The 18381-nt window shown below is 66.0% G+C and carries 17 protein-coding genes; 9 read left to right on the top strand and 8 right to left on the bottom strand.

Annotated features, from left to right (window positions below):
• Positions 1-3: 3 nt before the first annotated feature.
• From AAW51_RS13160 to AAW51_RS29930, 4 genes are all read right to left on the bottom strand, one after another.
• Positions 4-879 carry a DUF2950 domain-containing protein gene (locus AAW51_RS13160; RefSeq protein ID WP_047194983.1) on the bottom strand — a complete coding sequence of 292 codons (876 nt, stop codon included), beginning with the start codon at positions 877-879 and terminating at the stop codon, positions 4-6.
• A gap of 126 nt (positions 880-1005) precedes the next feature.
• Complete coding sequence (locus tag AAW51_RS13155) at positions 1006-2304, bottom strand: DUF3300 domain-containing protein (protein ID WP_047194982.1); 1299 nt, start codon at positions 2302-2304, stop codon at positions 1006-1008.
• 156 nt (positions 2305-2460) lie between these two features.
• Positions 2461-3264: a DUF3943 domain-containing protein gene (locus tag AAW51_RS28115; protein WP_169788021.1), complete on the bottom strand. Its 804-nt coding sequence runs from the start codon at positions 3262-3264 to the stop codon at positions 2461-2463.
• Between the two features lie 49 nt (positions 3265-3313).
• Complete coding sequence (locus AAW51_RS29930; RefSeq protein WP_047194981.1) at positions 3314-3511, bottom strand: hypothetical protein; 198 nt, start codon at positions 3509-3511, stop codon at positions 3314-3316.
• 410 nt (positions 3512-3921) lie between these two features.
• Here AAW51_RS29930 and AAW51_RS13140 point away from each other — a divergent pair, with 410 nt between their 5' ends.
• The 6 genes from AAW51_RS13140 to AAW51_RS13115 are packed head-to-tail and all read left to right on the top strand — an operon-like array spanning position 3922 to position 10547.
• On the top strand, positions 3922-6279 hold the full coding sequence (locus AAW51_RS13140) for a DUF3141 domain-containing protein (RefSeq protein ID WP_047194980.1): 2358 nt from the start codon (positions 3922-3924) through the stop codon (positions 6277-6279).
• Between the two features lie 10 nt (positions 6280-6289).
• Entirely contained in the window at positions 6290-7228 is a 939-nt protein-coding gene (locus AAW51_RS13135; protein ID WP_047194979.1) for a phosphate acetyltransferase, read from the top strand.
• Between the two features lie 4 nt (positions 7229-7232).
• Positions 7233-8432, top strand: coding sequence for an acetate/propionate family kinase (locus AAW51_RS13130; protein WP_047194978.1), 1200 nt, complete (start codon positions 7233-7235; stop codon positions 8430-8432).
• Complete coding sequence (gene fabI / locus AAW51_RS13125) at positions 8429-9211, top strand: enoyl-ACP reductase FabI (protein WP_047194977.1); 783 nt, start codon at positions 8429-8431, stop codon at positions 9209-9211. The genes AAW51_RS13130 and fabI overlap by 4 nt, the downstream gene beginning before the upstream one ends.
• 28 nt (positions 9212-9239) lie before the next feature.
• A complete protein-coding gene (locus AAW51_RS13120; RefSeq protein WP_047194976.1) occupies positions 9240-9497 on the top strand; it encodes an RNA-binding protein in 258 nt (85 codons plus the stop codon).
• Positions 9498-9524: 27 nt separating this feature from the next.
• Positions 9525-10547 carry a hypothetical protein gene (locus tag AAW51_RS13115; RefSeq protein WP_047194975.1) on the top strand — a complete coding sequence of 341 codons (1023 nt, stop codon included), beginning with the start codon at positions 9525-9527 and terminating at the stop codon, positions 10545-10547.
• 131 nt (positions 10548-10678) lie between these two features.
• Here AAW51_RS13115 and AAW51_RS13110 read toward each other — a convergent pair whose 3' ends face one another.
• A complete protein-coding gene (locus AAW51_RS13110; protein WP_047194974.1) occupies positions 10679-11257 on the bottom strand; it encodes a GNAT family N-acetyltransferase in 579 nt (192 codons plus the stop codon).
• 216 nt (positions 11258-11473) lie between these two features.
• Here AAW51_RS13110 and AAW51_RS29125 point away from each other — a divergent pair, with 216 nt between their 5' ends.
• The 3 genes from AAW51_RS29125 to AAW51_RS13095 all read left to right on the top strand — a co-directional run bounded on the left by AAW51_RS29125 (position 11474) and on the right by AAW51_RS13095 (position 14582).
• On the top strand, positions 11474-11983 hold the full coding sequence (locus AAW51_RS29125; RefSeq protein ID WP_238947853.1) for a DUF3302 domain-containing protein: 510 nt from the start codon (positions 11474-11476) through the stop codon (positions 11981-11983).
• A 3-nt stretch (positions 11984-11986) separates the two neighbouring features.
• Positions 11987-13156 carry an HlyD family secretion protein gene (locus AAW51_RS13100; RefSeq protein ID WP_047194973.1) on the top strand — a complete coding sequence of 390 codons (1170 nt, stop codon included), beginning with the start codon at positions 11987-11989 and terminating at the stop codon, positions 13154-13156.
• Between the two features lie 106 nt (positions 13157-13262).
• Positions 13263-14582, top strand: a complete 1320-nt coding sequence (locus AAW51_RS13095) for a TolC family protein (RefSeq protein WP_047194972.1) — start codon at positions 13263-13265, stop codon at positions 14580-14582.
• A gap of 43 nt (positions 14583-14625) precedes the next feature.
• Here AAW51_RS13095 and AAW51_RS13090 read toward each other — a convergent pair whose 3' ends face one another.
• From AAW51_RS13090 to AAW51_RS30760, 3 genes are all read right to left on the bottom strand, one after another.
• A complete protein-coding gene (locus AAW51_RS13090; protein ID WP_053013527.1) occupies positions 14626-16836 on the bottom strand; it encodes a patatin-like phospholipase family protein in 2211 nt (736 codons plus the stop codon).
• A gap of 66 nt (positions 16837-16902) precedes the next feature.
• On the bottom strand, positions 16903-17463 hold the full coding sequence (locus AAW51_RS13085; RefSeq protein ID WP_047194971.1) for a BPSL1445 family SYLF domain-containing lipoprotein: 561 nt from the start codon (positions 17461-17463) through the stop codon (positions 16903-16905).
• A gap of 52 nt (positions 17464-17515) precedes the next feature.
• Positions 17516-18325, bottom strand: coding sequence for a DUF2092 domain-containing protein (locus tag AAW51_RS30760; protein ID WP_053013526.1), 810 nt, complete (start codon positions 18323-18325; stop codon positions 17516-17518).
• Positions 18326-18381: the final 56 nt, after the last annotated feature.

Genomic DNA, 18381 nt, shown 5'->3' with positions numbered 1-18381 from the left:
GCCTCAGTGCTCTGGCACGGCTACTTTCTTCCAGCTTGCATCGGGATCGAAGCGCGTGATGGCCTGCACGGCTTCGTCCGTTCTGGGGCCCAGATCCTTCTCGTAGACCCGGCCGTCGTGGTTGACCATGAAGCTCATCACACCGGTATGCCCATACCGACTCGGCCATGCGATCAAAGCGAAGCCACTGCGCATGCGTCCGCCCACGATGTAGTGGTAAGCGCCACCAGGGGCATGCTCACCTTGAGCCTTCAGAACCTTGTAGAAGTAGCCTTGGTAGCCGGCCCCGCCGCGAGGCTTGCGACTCGCGAACAAGGGCCCCAAGGGGCTGGCCTCCTGGTCCTGAGCGTCCGGCCAGTACAAGCCGTCATGTCGCCCGGGAGCGCTGACGAGCTTCTGTGCATACTCGAGCACGCCATTGCCGTCGCGGTCCTTCAGCGCGTACTCGCGCTGGGCATCGAAATAAGCCAGGGACGCTTGTATCGCGCCCAACTCGTTGCGCCCGATGCGACGGGTCCGAAGTTGTTCGGCACCCCTCTGGGGATCGAAGCGCCATCCGCCACTGCTCGCGATGAGGGGGATCGGCAGCGTCCAACCGGCTTGGCCGACCGAGATCAACGCCGTGCCGTCGGTTTGCGTCTCGATCTTGTGTTGCGTCTGCCACGCGGCCAGGAATGCGTCGATGTCGTCCTGGCCAATGCCACCTGCCGGGATCAAGCCTTTCCCGTTCGGCCCGAGAACGGCCTCAAGGGCGCCGCGATCGCTGCGGCGCAAGGCATCGACGAAGGCTTGCGCTGCGTCCTCGGCGCTGCGATAGGTCTGCTGCGCGACACAATTTGCCGAAGCTAGCAAACTCGCCGTCACGAACGCAAAGGTCAAGGCACAGAACCGAAGCCGACTCGACCTCCGCAAGGGACCAGTGGTGTCAGGGGCGATGCAGGCCGTCATGAAGCTTACCTCCCAGTGTCCTGTCTCAGAAATGCCTGGCATTTCTGAGACAGGACACTACCGTCGGCGGCCGCCGCCGACGCCAGCCGATGCGCGCCCGCCCGCCCCTCGAGGACCCTGCTGCGTCATGGAACTGCGGCTCGCCTCACCGCGGTGTGCCTGCTCCCGGGAACGTCCCGGGTCGGCGGCACCGCGAAAGGCATGGTCCGCGTCCCCGCCGGCCTCGGGGCGCGCCCGCGCGCCGGCGTTATCGGTGCCTTGTCGAGCCGACGACGGCTGGTCCCCGCGACCTCGCGCATCGGCTTGGTCGGGCCGCTCACGTCCAAGCCCTTCGGTTGCACCCGCTCCACTCGCATCTCTGGGTGAGGGCTCGCGCCGCCCGCCCGGCTCCATGTTGCGTTCCTGAAGGGTGGCCTGGGCTTGCTGGCGTTGCGCATCGCGCTGCGGATCACGGCCTCGATATGAGGTTCGCTGACTGGCATCACCGGCACCCGCGCCCGCGAAACGCTGGCGGCTGCTGTCGTCGCCGTATGGCACCCCGCGACGATGGGTCGTGTTGTGCTGAAAGCGCGTCTGCTGCGCGTCGAGCTTTCGATTGGCGTTGATGTTGTTGTACTTGTTCACGTTGATGTCGACGTCGCCGCGCCCCCAGTCACAATCGCCCCAGAGTGCCGCGGTCGCCGCCACCCCGACACCGAACACGAGGCCCGACGCAAGTACCGCCCCCGGGTAGTAAGCCACCGGCGGCGGGTAGTAGAACGGGGGATAGGCGGGATACGGCCAGGCGCCGTACACAACCCCGGGGTCATACGCGGGCACATACACCACCTGGGGATCGGCCTGCTCAATCCGGATGACGGTCTGCTCGGCTTGGGGTGCCTGCTCCTTGACGACCTTCTGACCCTCGGTCGTCTTGAGATGCCCGGCTTTCTCGGCCCGTGACCGAAGCCGCTGTGCCGCGTCGAGCACCTGTTGCGAGGAGGCCAGAAATGCGTCGCCAAGTCGCTGCACCCAGTCCGGCTGGGCCCCCATGGTCGTGAGGACTTGCGGGAACGCGACCAGTGATTTGACGCTCGGGTCCCAGGTTTGACTCTCCACCGCCTTGACCGCTGCGTCGCCGGTCTTGTCCGGGTTCGCCTTGGACCACTTCGCCGCTTCGGCCACCTCCGCCGGATAGGTCGAGGCCATCAACACCTGTGACAACAGCGTGTCGGGATACAGCGCAATGGGTGCCAGCATCTGGTCGAGTTCCTCCTGAGTGAAGCTCGCCACCGCCTGTGCCATTGTCAGAACGGACCACAGCGACACGGCAAGCCCGCAGGTGACGCGCAAGACCCAACCACGCACAAGACCCATGTCAGCCCCTTGTCAGATGTCCTGCAACCGCGGTGCTGCCGCGGCGCTGCTGTGTTGCAGCCTACACACCAGCATGAGCCGGGGCCATGCGGGTGTCGGGCAGACGCACCAGGCGCAGACCCGCACCCTACAAAGACCCTCGATTCAGCGACAGCGTCACCATTGCAGCCGCAGTTGCACACCCCAGCGCGGCTTGCTGCCGCCTCGGATCGCACCTGACAGGCAGTGCGGCACTGCACCCTCGCAGGGCCGCAGCGAGGTTCCCAAGGGCGACAGCGGTGTCGTCAGACTCACTTCGACCCCGCGCCCCAACACGCGGTCCACGCCAGCGTTGAGGGCCGCCAGCGGATCGGTGAGAACGAGCAGCACACGGTCGGCGGTCGAGTGCGCCTCCTGCTTGGCCAGGATGCGTTGACGCAACGGCCAGAAGACGTGCTCGCCGAGCAGGCTGCCCAGCAGCGGGGTGACCAGCAGGTCCTGGTAGGAGACGTTCTCCACCAGGGCTTCGGCACCGAACTCGAAGATGGACGAGAGCAAGGCGGAGTACAGCAAGGCCTGCGTACCGTGCAGCCCCCGTTCCCGTGCCCGCACGTAGTAGCCCGCTCCCCAGTACGGGTGCAGAATGTAGTTCACGACAGCGCGGTCGTCGTCCCATTTCGGATGCGTGACGTTGTGCCGCCAGCTCTCCCACCCCACCTTCTTGTCATTCTCATAGTTGGTGTCCTCCTCGGGCCACAGGTTGATGAGGGCGACCGCCGCGAACTGATAGCCGAGAAAGTAGGTGGTATCGCGCTTCAGCCCCTGCAGATCGAGCGCCCGCACCGGACCGTTCAGCTTCGAGGGCCCGGGACTCCGCTCCCCGGCAGCGTCAGGCGACGCCATGGCAACGCCGACCGGCACAAGGGCAAGCGCCACCCACGCGCTGGCGCCAAGCAGGGTTCGCCGCGCAGGCTCGCGCATGCGGGACCGTGTCTCAGACATGCCAGTTCCACACATCCTCTTGCCGACCTTAGAACACCGCACACACATCGTGCCACTGGCGGGCGCAAAGCGCCGTGCGCACCGCCATCGCCCAGTGGTCGCCGTAGACCACCACCGTTTCATCCGTTGCCGGTGGTGCGGGTGCGCACAGGACCACCGTGTAGGGAAACAGGATCTCGCCGACCTGTGCCTCGACTGCCTCTTTCCATTTCATCATGCAGGTCATGCCGCCCTCCTTGAATAGTGCAGGTCTGATCCTGATCTGCAGGGGCAGCGCGAACGCACCTCCCTTGGGCACGCACCTTACGGTCGCCGTCCTGGGCAGAACATGAGGCTTGGGGCAGTCCGCCCTGCCTGTGACCCAGCAAGGGTGATGCAAGGGAATCTGCACAAGCATCGGGACGATGGGTGACGGCAACTGCCCCTTGTCCTGTCTGGACGCTCGGAACGTCGAGCCTTAATGTGCTTCGCATGAAACCACAAGGAGGTTGTCGGGATACTCGACCCTCCTCAAGGGCCACTAAGCTCGTACGAGCGTCCTGCCATTGGCGATCACAGGACCTCGGGGCTGCTGCTCCGGCCCTCACATCGCCCTCAGCACAACCACCCACCAACACCTGAAAGCAGAGGCCATCGATGAACACAGGAGCACAGCTCGCCCGCAGCGTTGGTGTTGCAACCAAGGTGGCGACCGTCTTGAACAAGCGGACCGCGAAGGCTCAAGAGGAGTACTCACAGCACATGCGTCAGGTCCTGGCGGGTGACCTGATCGACGTGCTGCGGCAGTCCGCCACCAACCCGGACCCCCAGGCCTGGTACCGCTATGCGGTCGACGCCACACAGCGTTCGGTGCTGTTCTGGGAGACGCTTTGGACCCGAGGAAACAACTTTCTCGATCGTGCGACAGAGGGCTTCCGCCCGGTCTTGCACTTCGCCTACGACACCGTTCTCGATGGCCGCCAGTTCGACCGCCCGGTCAACTATGCCCTGCTGAAGATCGTGCCGCCTGCCGGTGTCGAAGTGGACGCGAAGCGGCGCCCCTACCTCATCATCGACCCGCGTGCGGGACACGGGCCGGGCATCGGCGGGTTCAAAGACGACTCGCAGGTCGGCGTCGCGCTGAGGGCCGGTCACCCGGTGTACTTCGTCGTGTTCTTTCGCGATCCGGAGCCGGGTCAGACGCTGCTCGACGTCTGTGACGCAGAACAGCTGTTCGTGAAGAAGGTGCGCGCCTTGCACCCGGACAGCCCCAAGCCCGCCATCATCGGCAACTGCCAGGGCGGCTGGGCCGCGATGATGCTGGCCGCGTCGGACCCCGACGAGACCGGGCCTATCGTCATCAACGGCGCTCCGATGTCTTACTGGAGCGGTGCGTGGAGCGAAGGAGAGGGTGACAACCCGATGCGCTACTCCGCTGGCTTGCTGGGAGGGACCTGGCTCGCTTCGCTCACGGCCGATCTGGGCAACGGCAAGTTCGACGGTGCGCACCTGGTGCAGAACTTCGAGAGCCTGAACCCAGCCAACAGCCTGTGGGAGAAGTTCTACCACCTGTACGACCGTGCCGACACCGAGCCGGCGCGTTACCTCGATTTCGAGCGATGGTGGGGCGGGTACTACCTGATGAACCGCGAAGAGATCGAATGGATCGTGCGCAACCTCTTCGTCGGCAACAAGCTCTGGTCCGGCGACATCAAGTCGAGCAGCGGGCAGAGCTTCGACCTGCGCAACATCCGTTCGCCCATCATCCTGTTCGCGTCGATGGGGGACAACATCACACCACCTCAGCAGGCCTTCAACTGGGTCGCTGACCTCTACGAGAGCACCGAGGACATCAAGTCGCGCGGGCAGGTGATCGTCGGCCTGAAGCACGGCAGCATCGGTCACCTCGGCATCTTTGTCTCGGCCAAGGTCGCGACCAAAGAGCACGCCCAAATCGTCTCGGTGCTCAAAAGCATCGAGCAACTGCCGGCCGGGCTCTACGGCATGTCGATCCTCGAACAAAAGGGGCCGACCGGCGAGGTCGAATACCAGGTCGAGTTCCAGGAGCACCGGCTCGAGGACGTCACCGCAAGGCTGAACCGCTTTCAGCGTGCCGACGAGAAGCCGTTCGACGCCGTTGCGATGCTGTCGGACTTCAACCAACGCGCCTATGAGCTGTTCGCGCAACCCATCGTCCAGTCGCTGTCGAACCCCGTCACCGCTCGGCTGCTCGAAGCCTGGCACCCGCTGCGCCTGCAGAACTGGAGCATCTCCAGACTCAATCCCTGGCTGTCGTGGGTCGCCCCGGCAGCCGAGGCGGTCAGGAAGAACCGGCAGGCGCTGGAGCCCGACCACCCTTTGCGGCGCTGCGAACGCTTAGGAGCGGGCTGCCTCGGCGCAGCGCTCGAGCACTACCGGGCGATGCGCGATGCGGGCACGGAAGCACTGTTTTTCACCGCCTACGCCAACCTGTTTTCGATGTACCTGGCAGACAAGGCGCCGCCGGCCGTGGCGGGCAGCCCGGCAGCCCTCGATCCGCGCGAACAGTTGCAGGTCCGCCAGGCGCTCGAGCACATTGCCGAAGGCGGCTATCCGGAGGCCTTCGGACGGGTGGCAGTCCTGCTGACACAGCGGGGCGAGCCCCTGCCGTTGTGGCGGCTGGAAATGCGCAAGGAGCTGGCGGACACGTATGCGGAGTACCTGCCGGACCTGCCGGTGCATCGGTGGCGCAGTCTCCGCGGCGAGCAAGAGATCGTCGTTCGGCTCGAGCCGGCACTGTCCTTGGCGACCTTGCCTGCCTTGCTCTCGCTGCCAACAGACCGAGCCAGGATGTTGGGGCTGCTGGACAAACTGGCGGTCGACCCCTTTGTGCTGGGCGCCAGTCTGACGCCCGGCCAATGGGAGATGCTCGGACGCATCCGCGCGGTGCTCGAAGAGGATCAGGGGGCGCTGGCTCCCCCGGCCCCGCAGGGCAGCCGCAAGCGGCCCGCCGTTCCCCTGCAAAGCAAGGCATGAAGGAGCGAGCATGAATCCCAAGCACGAGAAGTACCAGCGGCTGATCGCACGCTGCGCCCCCCTTCCGCCCACGCCCACGGCCGTTGCCTACCCCTGCGACCGCAGCGCCCTCCAGGCGGTGCAGGAAGCCGCGGACCTCGGCCTGATCGCACCGATCCTGGTCGGCCCCCGACAGCAGATCGAGGCCTTGGCCAAGTCCTGCGGGGTGGACCTCTCCCGCTATCCCATCGTGGAAGCGCCTTACAGCAAGGCGGCGGCCGAGGCGGCCGTTCAACTGGTGCGCGAAGGCAAGGCATCCGCCCTGATGAAGGGCAGCCTGCACACGGACGAGTTGATGGGCGCCGTGGTCAAGCGTGAGACGGGGCTGCGCACGGCACGTCGGGTCAGCCATTGTTTCGTGATGGACGTGCCCGGCTACGACAGCGCCTTGATCATCACCGACGCGGCGGTGAACATCGCCCCCACCCTGGAAGAGAAGGCCGACATCCTGCAGAACGCCATCGACCTCGCGCATGACCTGGGGGTCGAGCAAGTCCGAGTCGCCATCCTCTCGGCGATGGAAACCATCAATGCCAAGGTGCCGTCGACGGTCGACGCCGCCGCGCTGTGCAAGATGGTCGACCGCCATCAGATCACGGGTGCGATCGTGGACGGTCCACTGGCACTCGACAACGCCATCAATCTCGAGGCCGCGACCATCAAGAAGATCGAGTCGCCGGTGGCCGGACGCGCCAACGTGCTGATGGTGCCGGACCTGGAGGCCGGCAACGTCCTGGCCAAGAGCCTCTCATTCCTGGCCGGAGCAGACGCGGCCGGCATCGTGCTCGGTGCACGAGTGCCGATCATCCTGACGAGTCGGGCCGACTCCGTCACCACCCGGCTGGCCTCCTGCGCGGTCGCCGCGCTGGTCGCCAACGCCCGTCTCACGACGTCACGAGCGCTGGGGTGATGCCATGGCAGACCTGATTCTGGTTCTCAACGCCGGCTCATCGAGCCTCAAGTTCAGCGCTTTCGATCCAGGCACGGACCAGCTCGAGTTGCTGCTACGCGGCCAGGTTGAAGGCCTGTCGACGGCACCTCGATTCACCGCAACCAACGGGCAAGGCGAATTGGTCGCGACGCAGCGCTGGACCGATGGCGCCACCTTGGACCACGAAGCCGCCATCGCCTACCTCGCACAGTTTCTGCGGGAACATTTCGAAGGGCATGAGCTGGCGGCGGTCGGCCACCGAGTGGCCCATGGGGGGACGCAGTTCTCGCTCCCGACCGTCATCACACCCACCGTGCGCTCCCAGCTCGAAAAGCTCGTTCCGCTGGCCCCTCTGCATCAGCCGCACAACCTCCAGCCCATCGCAGCGCTGGCAAGGCTGCGTCCGAACCTGCCCCAGGTCGCCTGCTTCGACACTGCCTTTCATCGCAACCAGCCGGAAGTCGCACAGGCGTACGCGCTGCCGCCGTCCATCACGGACGCAGGGGTGCGGCGCTACGGCTTCCACGGGCTGTCTTATGAATACATTGCGAGCGTGCTGCCCGACATCGACCCCACGGCGGCAGCAGGCCGCACCCTCGTCGCCCACCTTGGCAGCGGCAGCAGCATGTGCGCGATGGTGGCCGGACGCAGCGTCGCCAGCACGATGGGGCTCACTGCACTTGACGGGCTGCCGATGGGCACCCGCTGTGGAAGCCTCGATCCCGGCGTCGTCCTTTACCTGTTGAACGAGCTGAAGATGGACGCAGACGGGGTGGAGGACTTGCTCTACCGGCGCTCCGGGTTGTTCGGCGTCTCCGGCATTTCCGGCGATGTCCGCTTATTGCTTGCTTCGGACGACCCCCGAGCCCGCTTCGCCTTGGACCTTTACACGTACCGCATCGGACGTGAACTGGGATCGCTCGCGGCAGCGGCACAAGGCATCGATGCGTTGGTCTTCACCGCCGGCGTCGGTGAGCATGCGGCTTCGATACGCGAGCGGGTCTGCCTTGACGCCGCCTGGCTGGGCGTGGACCTCGACCGTGAGGCCAACCAGGCCGGCGGCCCACGTCTGCATCGGCAGGGAAGTCGTGTCTCGGTGTGGGTCGTCCCGACCAATGAAGAGTTGATGATCGCGCGACACACGCGCACGCTGCTGATGAACATCCAGGGGGCCAAGTCATGACAACCGAGCGCACCTACCCTCTGCTCGAGGGCGCGAAAGTACTGGTTTGCGGGATCGCCAACGACCAATCGATTGCCTACGGATGCGCGAAGGCCTTCCGCGAACTCGGCGCTGAACTCGCCATCACCTATGCCAACCCCAAGTCGAAAGCCTACGTCGAGCCGCTGGCAGATGCACTCGGCGCCTCGTTGCTGTTGCCCCTGGACGTGACCCGAAGCGACGAGCTGGACGCGGTGTTCGAGCAGATCAACCGGACCTGGGGCCGGCTCGACGTGCTCCTGCATTCGATCGCATGGGCTCCCAAGAGTGACCTACAAGGTGGCCTGCTCGAATCCTCGGCGGAAGGATTCGCCAAGGCCATGGACGTCTCGTGCCACTCCTTCGTGCGCATGGCGCGCCGCGCAGCGCCGTTGATGGTGGATGGCGGCACGATGTTCACGATGAGCTTCCACGGCGCCAACAAGGTCGTGGAGCACTACAACCTGATGGGTCCGGTGAAGGCGGCACTCGAGGCGTCGGCACGCTATCTGGCCCATGAGTTGGGTCCCCAGGGCATCCGCGTTCACGCCATTTCGCCCGGCCCCTTGAAGACGCGCGCAGCTTCGGGACTCACAGACTTCGACGAATTGCTGGAATCGGCGTCCCACCGCGCGCCGCTGAGAGAGCTGGTCGACATTTTCGATGTCGGCTACACCTGCGCCTTTCTCGCCACGCAGTATGCGCGCCGCCTGTCGGGCGAGACCCTCTACGTGGATAGCGGTGTCCACATCATGGGTTAGCGACCGAGCCTCGGAAGGAGACTTGACCATGACACGCCTGCTGTTGGGAAACCTGGAAAGCGGCACCACCGATGACGAGATCCGAGGGCTTCTTGCCCGATACGGATTCCCGCCGATCGACAACATCGAGCATCTGGGCGGTGACGGCGGTACCGAAGCCGCGGTGCTCAAGTTCCAGGGGGTCAACCCGGACGTGTTGTACCGACTGAGGACGCGCATACATGAAATGCATTGGAAACATCGCAAGATCACCGCGCAGATCTTGACCAACAACTACTACGGTTGACGCGATCCCTCGCCTAGGAGCCGCAGCATGCGATTCTTCGAATGGATGCTTCCGCGCCGCATGCAGGCGAACCCGCAGCACGAGCAGCACGTCGGCGAGATGCTCGAGCGCGTCCTCGCGATGGTGCCGCGCTTGCGGGTCGCCGAACGCTACCAGATTCGCCTCGCGTCGGCCATTGCGGCAGGTCTGAAGTACCTGGAGCAACTGGTCGCCGACCTGCCAGAGCCCATCAAGGTTGGCCCGCTGGAATGGGGATTGGACCCCCGTGTCCGCGCGTTCTTCAGCTCGCCGGCAGAACTCTCGCTCACACTCGGCCGCTCATCGGCGCTGCGCGAGTTCTTCACCGACGCCTTTGGCGCCGCCGAGGCTTATGCCGTGCTGGGGATGAACCTGGATGAGCGCAGACGGTTTGGCACGGTCCAGGAAGGTGACACGACACGCGCGGACGTCGCAAGCACGACCGTTGTGTTCTGGGACCACCAGATCCCGATCTGCGCCCGTTCTGTGGTTGAACTCAGGCGCGAGATCGTCACGCGACTGGTGGATCAACTCGCCCTCCAGGGGCTGTCGCAAATGGCCCACGAGGAGGTTCGACGTGAGGCGCTGATGCGAGATCGCGCCCTGCTCGCCGCCCGCGTGCGGTTGATGCAGCGGCGGGGCATCGGCCTGATGTCCCTGGTGGGATCCGCCCCGGAACTCGACAATTCGGCGCTGGCCCGCCTGCGCGAGGAGATTCAGGCCAACGAGCGGGACCTCGACAGGCTGGGCCCTTTGACTGAAACCTTGGACCGTCATGCCGAGACCATGTGCGACGTGTTTCGCAACCCCGGCCCGCTCGTGCACGTCCACGCCCGGTCACTCCGGTTGAGCCGGATGAATGTCGTGCTGTCGCACGGCAGCCGTGAAGTGGGCGACATCGTGGAGTTCCAGATCGCGCTGGTGCCTGGCGATCCTCCGCGGGACCGGGCCTTCTCGCTGGTGCGCTGCACGCGTTCCGACGTGCCGGCGCCGGTGAATCTCCTGCAAGAGGCCGAACGATGGCTGGGATGACGTTTTGCGGCCGCGGGGCTCGCCTCGCGTCAAGGCGCGAGTTCCTGAAAACCGATCCATCCCGGCCTGATCCTCCCGAGATGGCCAATCACCTTCGGCATGCGCCCCCTCGGGGGCGCCGGCGAAGACCTTCAAGGATGCGCCGCTTCATGCACGCCACTGCCGTCACTGCCATCCAGCGCGAGGCTGACCAAACGTTCCGTCCAGTCGCCGGGTTGCGGCGAATCGCGGAAGCCGAGATGGCGGGCCAGCCCGCGCATCGCCATGTTGCTCGCGAGAACATGACCCTCAATGCCGCGATATCCGTATGCCTTGGCGCTGTCGATCAGCCGGAGCATCAGCTGCTTGGCAAGACCGAGACCTTGCCAGGCGTCGTCGACCGTGACGGCGAATTCGCACTGGCTGTCGTGGCCGGCCGGGGCAAAGCGGCATCCCGCAACGATGCGGTCCCCCGCACCATCGTCGCTCGTCACCACCAACGCAAACTCACGCTCCGCTATCGGGTGGGTCGCCGATTCGAGGAGTGCGTCCGGCACGGTGTGGAGGGCCGTCATGAAACGGCTATAGCGCGATTGCAGCGAGAGCCGGCCGACCGCTGCTTGCAGCGCGTCCCCATCGTCGCCACGGACGGGTCGCACAGTGACCCACCTGCCGTCGCGCAGCTTCAAGGCCACGGGCGGCATGCAAGAGATCGGATCTTCGGTGGCCATTGGCACTCCCGGTTGGCAAGGGCGATGCTTCAGTCTAGAGCAACCAAGCCGCCGCCTCCACCCCGATTGCGCCGTGCGCCATCACCCACCCTGAGCCAGCGTTGGCGACGCCCGGCCAGCGCGGTCCCGATCCGCAGGAGCACCAGCGCGGGCCCCCTGCTTCCTAGATGCGTCTCCCGCGTGTGCGGGCGTCCCGGCGTTGCGGCCTGGGCGGCGTTGCTGCCCTTGCAAGCGCAGGCTTCCCTGTTTCACGGGGAGACCCTGGACGCGGTGGCAGACGCGGCCGCCTGGGTGGTGCTGGTGATCGCACCGATCGTCGCGATCGGCGTGTTCTGGCTTGTGCACATCATCCCGGAGAAGATCGCCGAGAAGAAGCATCACCCGCAGACCAAGGCGATCCAGGCGCTGTGCCTGCTGTCGCTGGTGTTCGGTGGACTGCTCTGGCCGCTGGCGCTGCTCTGGGCCACCTCCCGACCCGTGCTGCACAAGCTGGCCTACGGAACCGACCGGGAGTCCCCCCTGGAGCCACCCCGGGAGCCGCCCGGGCCAGATCAGCAGGGCCCACCGCCGTTGCCGGTTCGAGAGGAACTGGCGCGGCTGCGTGCCGAGTTGGAGCGGTTCAACGAAGACAGGCCACCGTCCGCCAATGAGGTGCTCGCGATGCGAGGCCGATTGACGACACTTGAAGCGGCAGCCGGTGTCCCGGCGATCGACGTGAAGGAGTGAGGCATGGAGCTGCTGTTCCTGATCGTCTACTCGCTCTGTGTATGGCTGATCTTCTTCAAGTTCAAATGGCTGCCCTGGAACATCACGAGCCAGGTCATCACGGTGACCATTCCCTTGATCCTCATGGCGGTCCTGATCCTGTTCCTGAACATCTCGGCGCCTTCATCGGGCGACGTACGGGTGATCAACTACGTGGTCCAAATCGTGCCGCGGGTCACGGGCCGGGTGATCGAGGTGGCAGTGGAACCGAATCAACGCGTCAAGAAAGGCGCGGTGTTGTTCCGCATCGACCCCGAGCCGTTCCAGCTCAGGCTTCAGGCCGCCCAGGCGGCCGTGGCTCAATCACGTGCGAAGCTGATAGGGTCGCAAGCCAATCAGCGCAGCTACGAAGAGCAGTTCAAGCAGGCTCGCAGCAAACGCCTGGCGCTCGCCGCGCAGCTGGAGCTGGCCACGCTGCGCGTGCGGCAGTACGGGGATCTGGCGGCCACCGGCGCCGGGTCGGCATTCGACCACGAACAGGCCCGCACGGAGCTGGTGAGCCTGCGTTCGGAGCTGGCTGCGCTCGATGCGTCGGCCACGCAGGCGCAGGTCAAGATGCAGGCCCGGACCCCGGACGGTGAGCAAGACGAGGTGGCGCGAACCAGGGCCGAGATCGCTCAGGCCGAGGCGCAACGGGCCGAGGCGGAATGGGACCTGACGCAGACCACGGTCTACGCGCCGGCAAACGGCACTGTCGTCAACCTGCAGTTGCGACCCGGCCAGGTCGCCAGTCAACTGGTCCAGGCCCCTGTGATGACCTTCGTCGAGGACGAACAGTGGGTGATTGCCCTGTACCGGCAGAACGAAGTGCGGGAGGTCGGCCCGGGCCAGGAGGCGGAGATCGCGCTGAGCATGTACCCCGGGCGCATCATCAAATGCAAGGTCAACTCGGTGGTCTGGGCCACCGCCGGCGGGCAGGTGCCGATCGGCGGCAACATCCCGAATTTGCCGCCGATGCCCCCAGGCCAGCTCGCCGTACGGCTGCAGACGGTGGACCCGAATGTCTTCCTGGCCGCCGGCGCCCGGGGTCAGGGGGCCGTCTACACGGACTACGTGGCCTTTTTGCATGTGGTCCGGAAGGTGTTCTTGCGGGTTCAGTGCAAGCTGGACTGGCTGATCCTCAAGCTGCACTGACATGACAACACGCCACGGTCTCGGGCAATCCACCTCGCGCAGGCTGGCCGCAGTCGCTGCCCTGCTCCTGGCCGGCTGTGCGATCCCCTCCCCTCCTCCGAGCGCAGTGTTTCAACAGGAAGTGCTCGCCGATCTCGACCTCGCGTCGCCCTGGCGGTCGAGCGACACGTCGCCGGCCGAGGTGCAAGACAATTGGCTGAAAAGCTTCGCCGACCTCAGGCTCGACGCTCTGGTCGCTCAAGCGCTGACACACAACCCCGACCTGGCGGTGGCCGCGGCTCGCGTCGATCAGGCGTCCGGCCAGCTGGCACTGGCCCGCGCCGCACAGCGGCCCTCCCTCAGCGTGCTGGGCACCGGCGGCATCAAGATGAGCGACATGGGGTCGGCGCTGACCGGGTTGATGGCCCTGGTGTCGTGGGAGCTCGATGTGTGGGGTGCCTTGCGGCACGGAAGCGCCGCCGCCGCGGCCGGCGTGGCCGCAGCGCGGCACGAGCAGGAATTTGCGCGCCAGTCGCTGGCCGCCACGACCGCCAAGGCGTGGTTCACCGTCACCCAGACGCTGCTCGAAATGCATACCGCCGAGCGCATGGTGGACATCGGCGACCATATGCTGCAGCTGGCCCAGCAGCGGCGCCGCGTGGGCACGGGCCAGGATCAGGAGGTGGCCCTCGCCGAGGCCAGCCTGAACGCTCAACGCGACCTCTTGACCCAGGCGCGGTTTGCCCACCAGTCAGCGCTGCGAGCGCTCGAATTGCTGTTGGGGCGCTACCCGTCGGCCGAGTTGCAGGCGAACGCGCAGCTTCCGGCGCTGCCGGGGCCGGTCCCTGCCGGGCTGCCACTTCAGTTGCTCGAGCGCCGGCCCGACCTCATCGCGGCCGAGCGTCGCGTTGCGGCTGCCTTCCACCGGGTCGGACAGGCCAAAGCCGCGGCGTTGCCCGGCCTGCGACTGACCGGCAACTTCGGCTACCTCGACAGCGAGGTGGTCGAGCTCAAGCGAGACTTCGAAAATCCCACCGGCGGCGCGGGTTTGAAGCTTACGGCGCCGCTCGACCTGAACGGAGCTCTCGGCGCGCAAGTGGCGCTCGCGTCGGCACAGCAGCGCGAGGTGGTGGCACAGTACGTGCGCCTTGCGCTGCGGGCGATCGGGGATGTGGAGGCGGCGCTGGCCAGCGCGCGCGCGCTGACGGAGCGCGAGGGGTGGCTGACGCAGCAGGTGGCCCGCCTCGAGCAGGCCCTGCAACTCGCACGACGCGCATACGAGGTCGGCAAGAGCGATCTGCGAGCGGTCGAGCAGCAGCGCATCGCCTTGTTCGAGGCGCAAGTGCAGTTGCTGCGGGTGCGCGGCGAGCAGCTGAGTCAGCGCGTGAATCTTCATCTTGCGCTCGGCGGCAGCTTCGGCCGGCCGATGGCTCTCTCCCAGCAATGAGCGATGTCCTCGCGGACATGTCCGCGCATGTGCGCGCATGTCCTCACGGTCGTCCCAGGAAGAGGTAGAAGCTGTCGTAGCCGCGGTCGACGCGTCCATAGCCCAGGTACAGCGGGCCGACCGGCGTGCTCACACCTAGCAATAGCGCTGCGGAGCGCAGCGTGCCCTGCTCGTTGTCGGGCACGAGCGGACGTGCGACCTTGCCGATCTCGAGCGACACGCCACCGTACACCCCCTCGAAAAAGCGGGCCCGGGCGAGCCGCTTGTAGTAGACCAGCCGTCCGAAGCGCACGTCCTCGCCGAGCAAGGCACCGGTCGGGTAGCCCGATTGTTGCAACAGCCCGCCCCACTGAAAAAGTGCGGAAGCCGGCAGCGGATCGGCGCCCATGCGGCCGCCGAGCTTGAAGGCGAAGTTGAAGGTGTGTTCGCCAAACGATGCGACGCAGGTCCCGTCCAGCACCGCGCGCGTAAAGCTTGCATCGCCGCCCATGCCGTAACCCATGCGGTTGATATGCAGGGACCCGGCGCACCCTGAACGCGGGAAGTTGACGCTGTCGAGCTGATCGATCAGCGCCCGCAGCGTGATGCCGGCGTACGAGGCCCGCTCCTGCTCCTGCGTCGCCAGGGCCGCGGGCCCGGTATCGAGCCAGACCCGCACGTTGGCCCCTACGAGACCGAGCCGCACTTCGCCGTAGCGAGAGAATTGCGCGCCGACCTCAATACCCGCGCGGGTCGAAATGAGGTCGTACCGCGCAATGCGCTGGTCGGCCCGGAACACATCGGCCGCTCTTCTCTCGTACTCGACGCTCGGCGCCAGGAACAGAGTTCGGCTCTCTTCCAACGGTTGATAGAACTCGGTGGCGAAGCGATTGGTGCGCCCGGCCTGCAGATCGACACGCCACTCGCCTCCCAGCTGATTCATCCAGGTCTTGCGCAAGCTCGCGAGCAGGTTGAAGTAGGCATCGCCGCGAAAATCCGACGACAGGCCGACCCCCAGCCGCAGGTAGTTCGGTCCCCAGGACTTCTCCACCGCTTCGACCGCCAGGATGCGGCGGCCGGGTTCCTCGAGCAGCTGATAGCTCACATGTTCGAAGTCACCGGTGCCGAAGAGCCGGCGCATGTCGCCATCAAGTTCGCCCTGCGTGACCGGAACTCCCGGCCGAGCATGCATCACCGAGCGGGCGATCTCGGGGTTCACGTGCTGGAGCTCGTTGAAGCGGATGTCGCCGAAGGACTGGCTGACCACCGGCTCGGCAGCCGAGCGGCCGTGCTGCCAGCGTGCATATTCAGCGGGCGACAGTGCGATCTCGTTCAGCAGGTCTGCGACCGCCCGGGTGGCGGCTTCCCCCATCGGAACCGTCGCCGCCAGATGATCGAAGTCGCCGGCGGAGAAGTTGCCGAGTTGCGGCAGGATCAGGATGTCACGAGGCCCGAGGCTCGCCAACGAAACCTTCACGTTCTGCTCGGTCAGGATGTTCACCATCTGCCCCGTCACGTCGAGGATGGAGGTGATCGCCTCGGGCTTGAGCAGCGGCGTGCCCAGGTTCACCGCGATCACCACCTCGGCCCCCATGGCTCTCGCGACATCCACCGGCAGGTTGTTGGTCAACCCACCGTCCACCAGCAGCCGGCCGCCCATTTGCAGCGGCTCGATCAGGGCCGGCACCGACATGCTGGCCCGCATGGCGCTGACCAGTTCGCCCTGGCTCAGCACCACCGGCGCTCCGGTCGCCAGATCGGTGGCGACGGCGCGGAAGGGAATCGGCAGTTCGTCGAACCGCTGGAAACCCTGGACCTTGCTGAGGCCGCGCAGCACGGTCTCCAGCTGCACGCCCGACACCAGCCCCTTCGGGAGCAGGATGCGCCCCCTGTCCAGCCCGATCTCCATGCCGGCCAGGTTCGAAGCGTCGTCCCGCTTCAGCCGTACGGCCCGTTCCTCACGCGGTGGCAACTCCTTGAAGAGTTGCCGGCTCGACATCGACGCCAGGGTCTTCTGCATCTCGTCCACCGAGGTGCCGGACGCGTAAGCAGCGCCCACGATGGCGCCCATGCTGGTGCCCGCGATGCAGTCGATCGGAACGCGCAACTCTTCCAGTACTTTCAGCACGCCCACATGCGCGGCGCCGCGTGCACCGCCGCCGGACAACACGAGGCACACCTTGGGACGCCTCGCATCGCCCGTGGGCGCCGCGGCAACGGCGTCTGCCACGCAGCCCGTCAGCGACGCGGCAAGTGCCGCCGCCGTCGCCGCCATCCCTCGCCTGTTGGCGCGGCCCAGGTCAGCGCCGCTCGCGCATGTGTCGCGCGAACATCGTGGCACTCACAGATCCAGACGGTTGAACTTCGTGCCGTCGATGCTGAGGTTCGCCATGAAGCCGGCGCGCGTTCGCACGAAGCCGATGATGGGCGCTTGCGCAGTCTTGGTGGTCACCTGCGCATCGGCGCCCAGTTCGGCGACGACGACCGAGGCATCGACACCGGCGGTCCAACCCGCGCTGGACTCGAACTTCCGCATCGAGTCGGGGGTCATGAAAAGCAGGTACATGGCCTTGGACTGCGCCCCGGCCAGCAACCCGCCAGAGGCTGAACCGATGCTGTAGTAGGCGGTCGTTTTGCCATCCTTGCGCAACGCACCCTGGCCATACGACGCACCCACGACGAAACCGGCTGACACGACCTTGGGGAAGACGAGCACACCTCTCGCCTTGCCCACGAGGTCCAGTGCCCCGGGGGACCAGCCGAACAGTTCGGACAGTGAGTTGTCGACCGCGGCATCGATCTCCTGGCGTTTCGCGTAAGGGTCCGCGGTGCCGCCAGTCGACGTTGAACAGCCAGCGAGTAGGCTTGCAGCAGACGCCAGTAGCAGGTCTCGACGATTCACATCAGGCTCCTTGTGGTGACGGGCGGGTCCGCATGCGTGCGGCGTGCCCCTTTCATGGCGTGAACTCCGCAGTCTCGTTGCTGCGGGGCATGGGAATTTCCTGCGCGCCGGCGGGCGGCTCGAAGACGAACAGCGAAGCCGACGGCGAATCCTGCTGCGCCCAGTCGAGCTCCACGCTTTGCTGCGTTTGATCGGCATCGACAGTCGAGGTCAGGACGAGCCGGCGGGGCAGCGGTTGCGTGCCTCGCTGGATCCACAGCTGCCAGTCCAGTCCATCCTGGCGGAACGCATATTGATCACACGGCTGTCCACCGACCGTCGTGAGGCCGATCGTCGTTGCGCCAGTCAAGCGGGCCAAGTGATCGGCGCCGCCAGCCCAAGTAAAGAGGTCGACGAGAGGTAGTCGCAGGCCATGCTGGTCCGAGAGTTTCGAAGGCAACTCGGAGAGCGTGGCAGGCAGAGACGCTTTGGCATACTGGCCGGAGTTCTGGCCGAAGGCCGTGAACGTCTTGCCGTCGAAGTAGAACCGGGAGAACGTGGGCGTGGCTCGATCAGCGGTCACGTCCACCCTCAGGTTGTCCGGCCGCCGCACCCAGATCTGCACCGAAAAGTCCAACTGCACCTTTTGGCCGTTCCGCAGCATGTGGTCAGCCCAGGCCGTGGCCTTCACGCTGAGAAAGGGCTGCATCTGAAGGTAGCGTCCCATGCGCTCCAGCGCCGCCGTCGCGCTCGGGTTCATCGTGCGACTGGCCGGCACGCCTGGCATCACCGCTGGCGGCGACGCATCGCTCAGCGCGACGAAGTGCATGCCGTTGACGGGGACGGCAGCAGCCAGCAATCCCGAAAGGGCTGCGATGAGCATGCGGTTCTCCCTGTGATCGTGTCGTTGCGCGACCGGGGGGGCACCCGGCCGGCCCG

Origin of the sequence: Caldimonas brevitalea (genome assembly GCF_001017435.1) — a bacterium.
Classification (GTDB): domain Bacteria; phylum Pseudomonadota; class Gammaproteobacteria; order Burkholderiales; family Burkholderiaceae_C; genus Caldimonas; species Caldimonas brevitalea.
The sequence above is the reverse complement of the archived record's forward strand: the minus strand, read 5'-3'. Positions and strand labels throughout refer to the sequence as shown.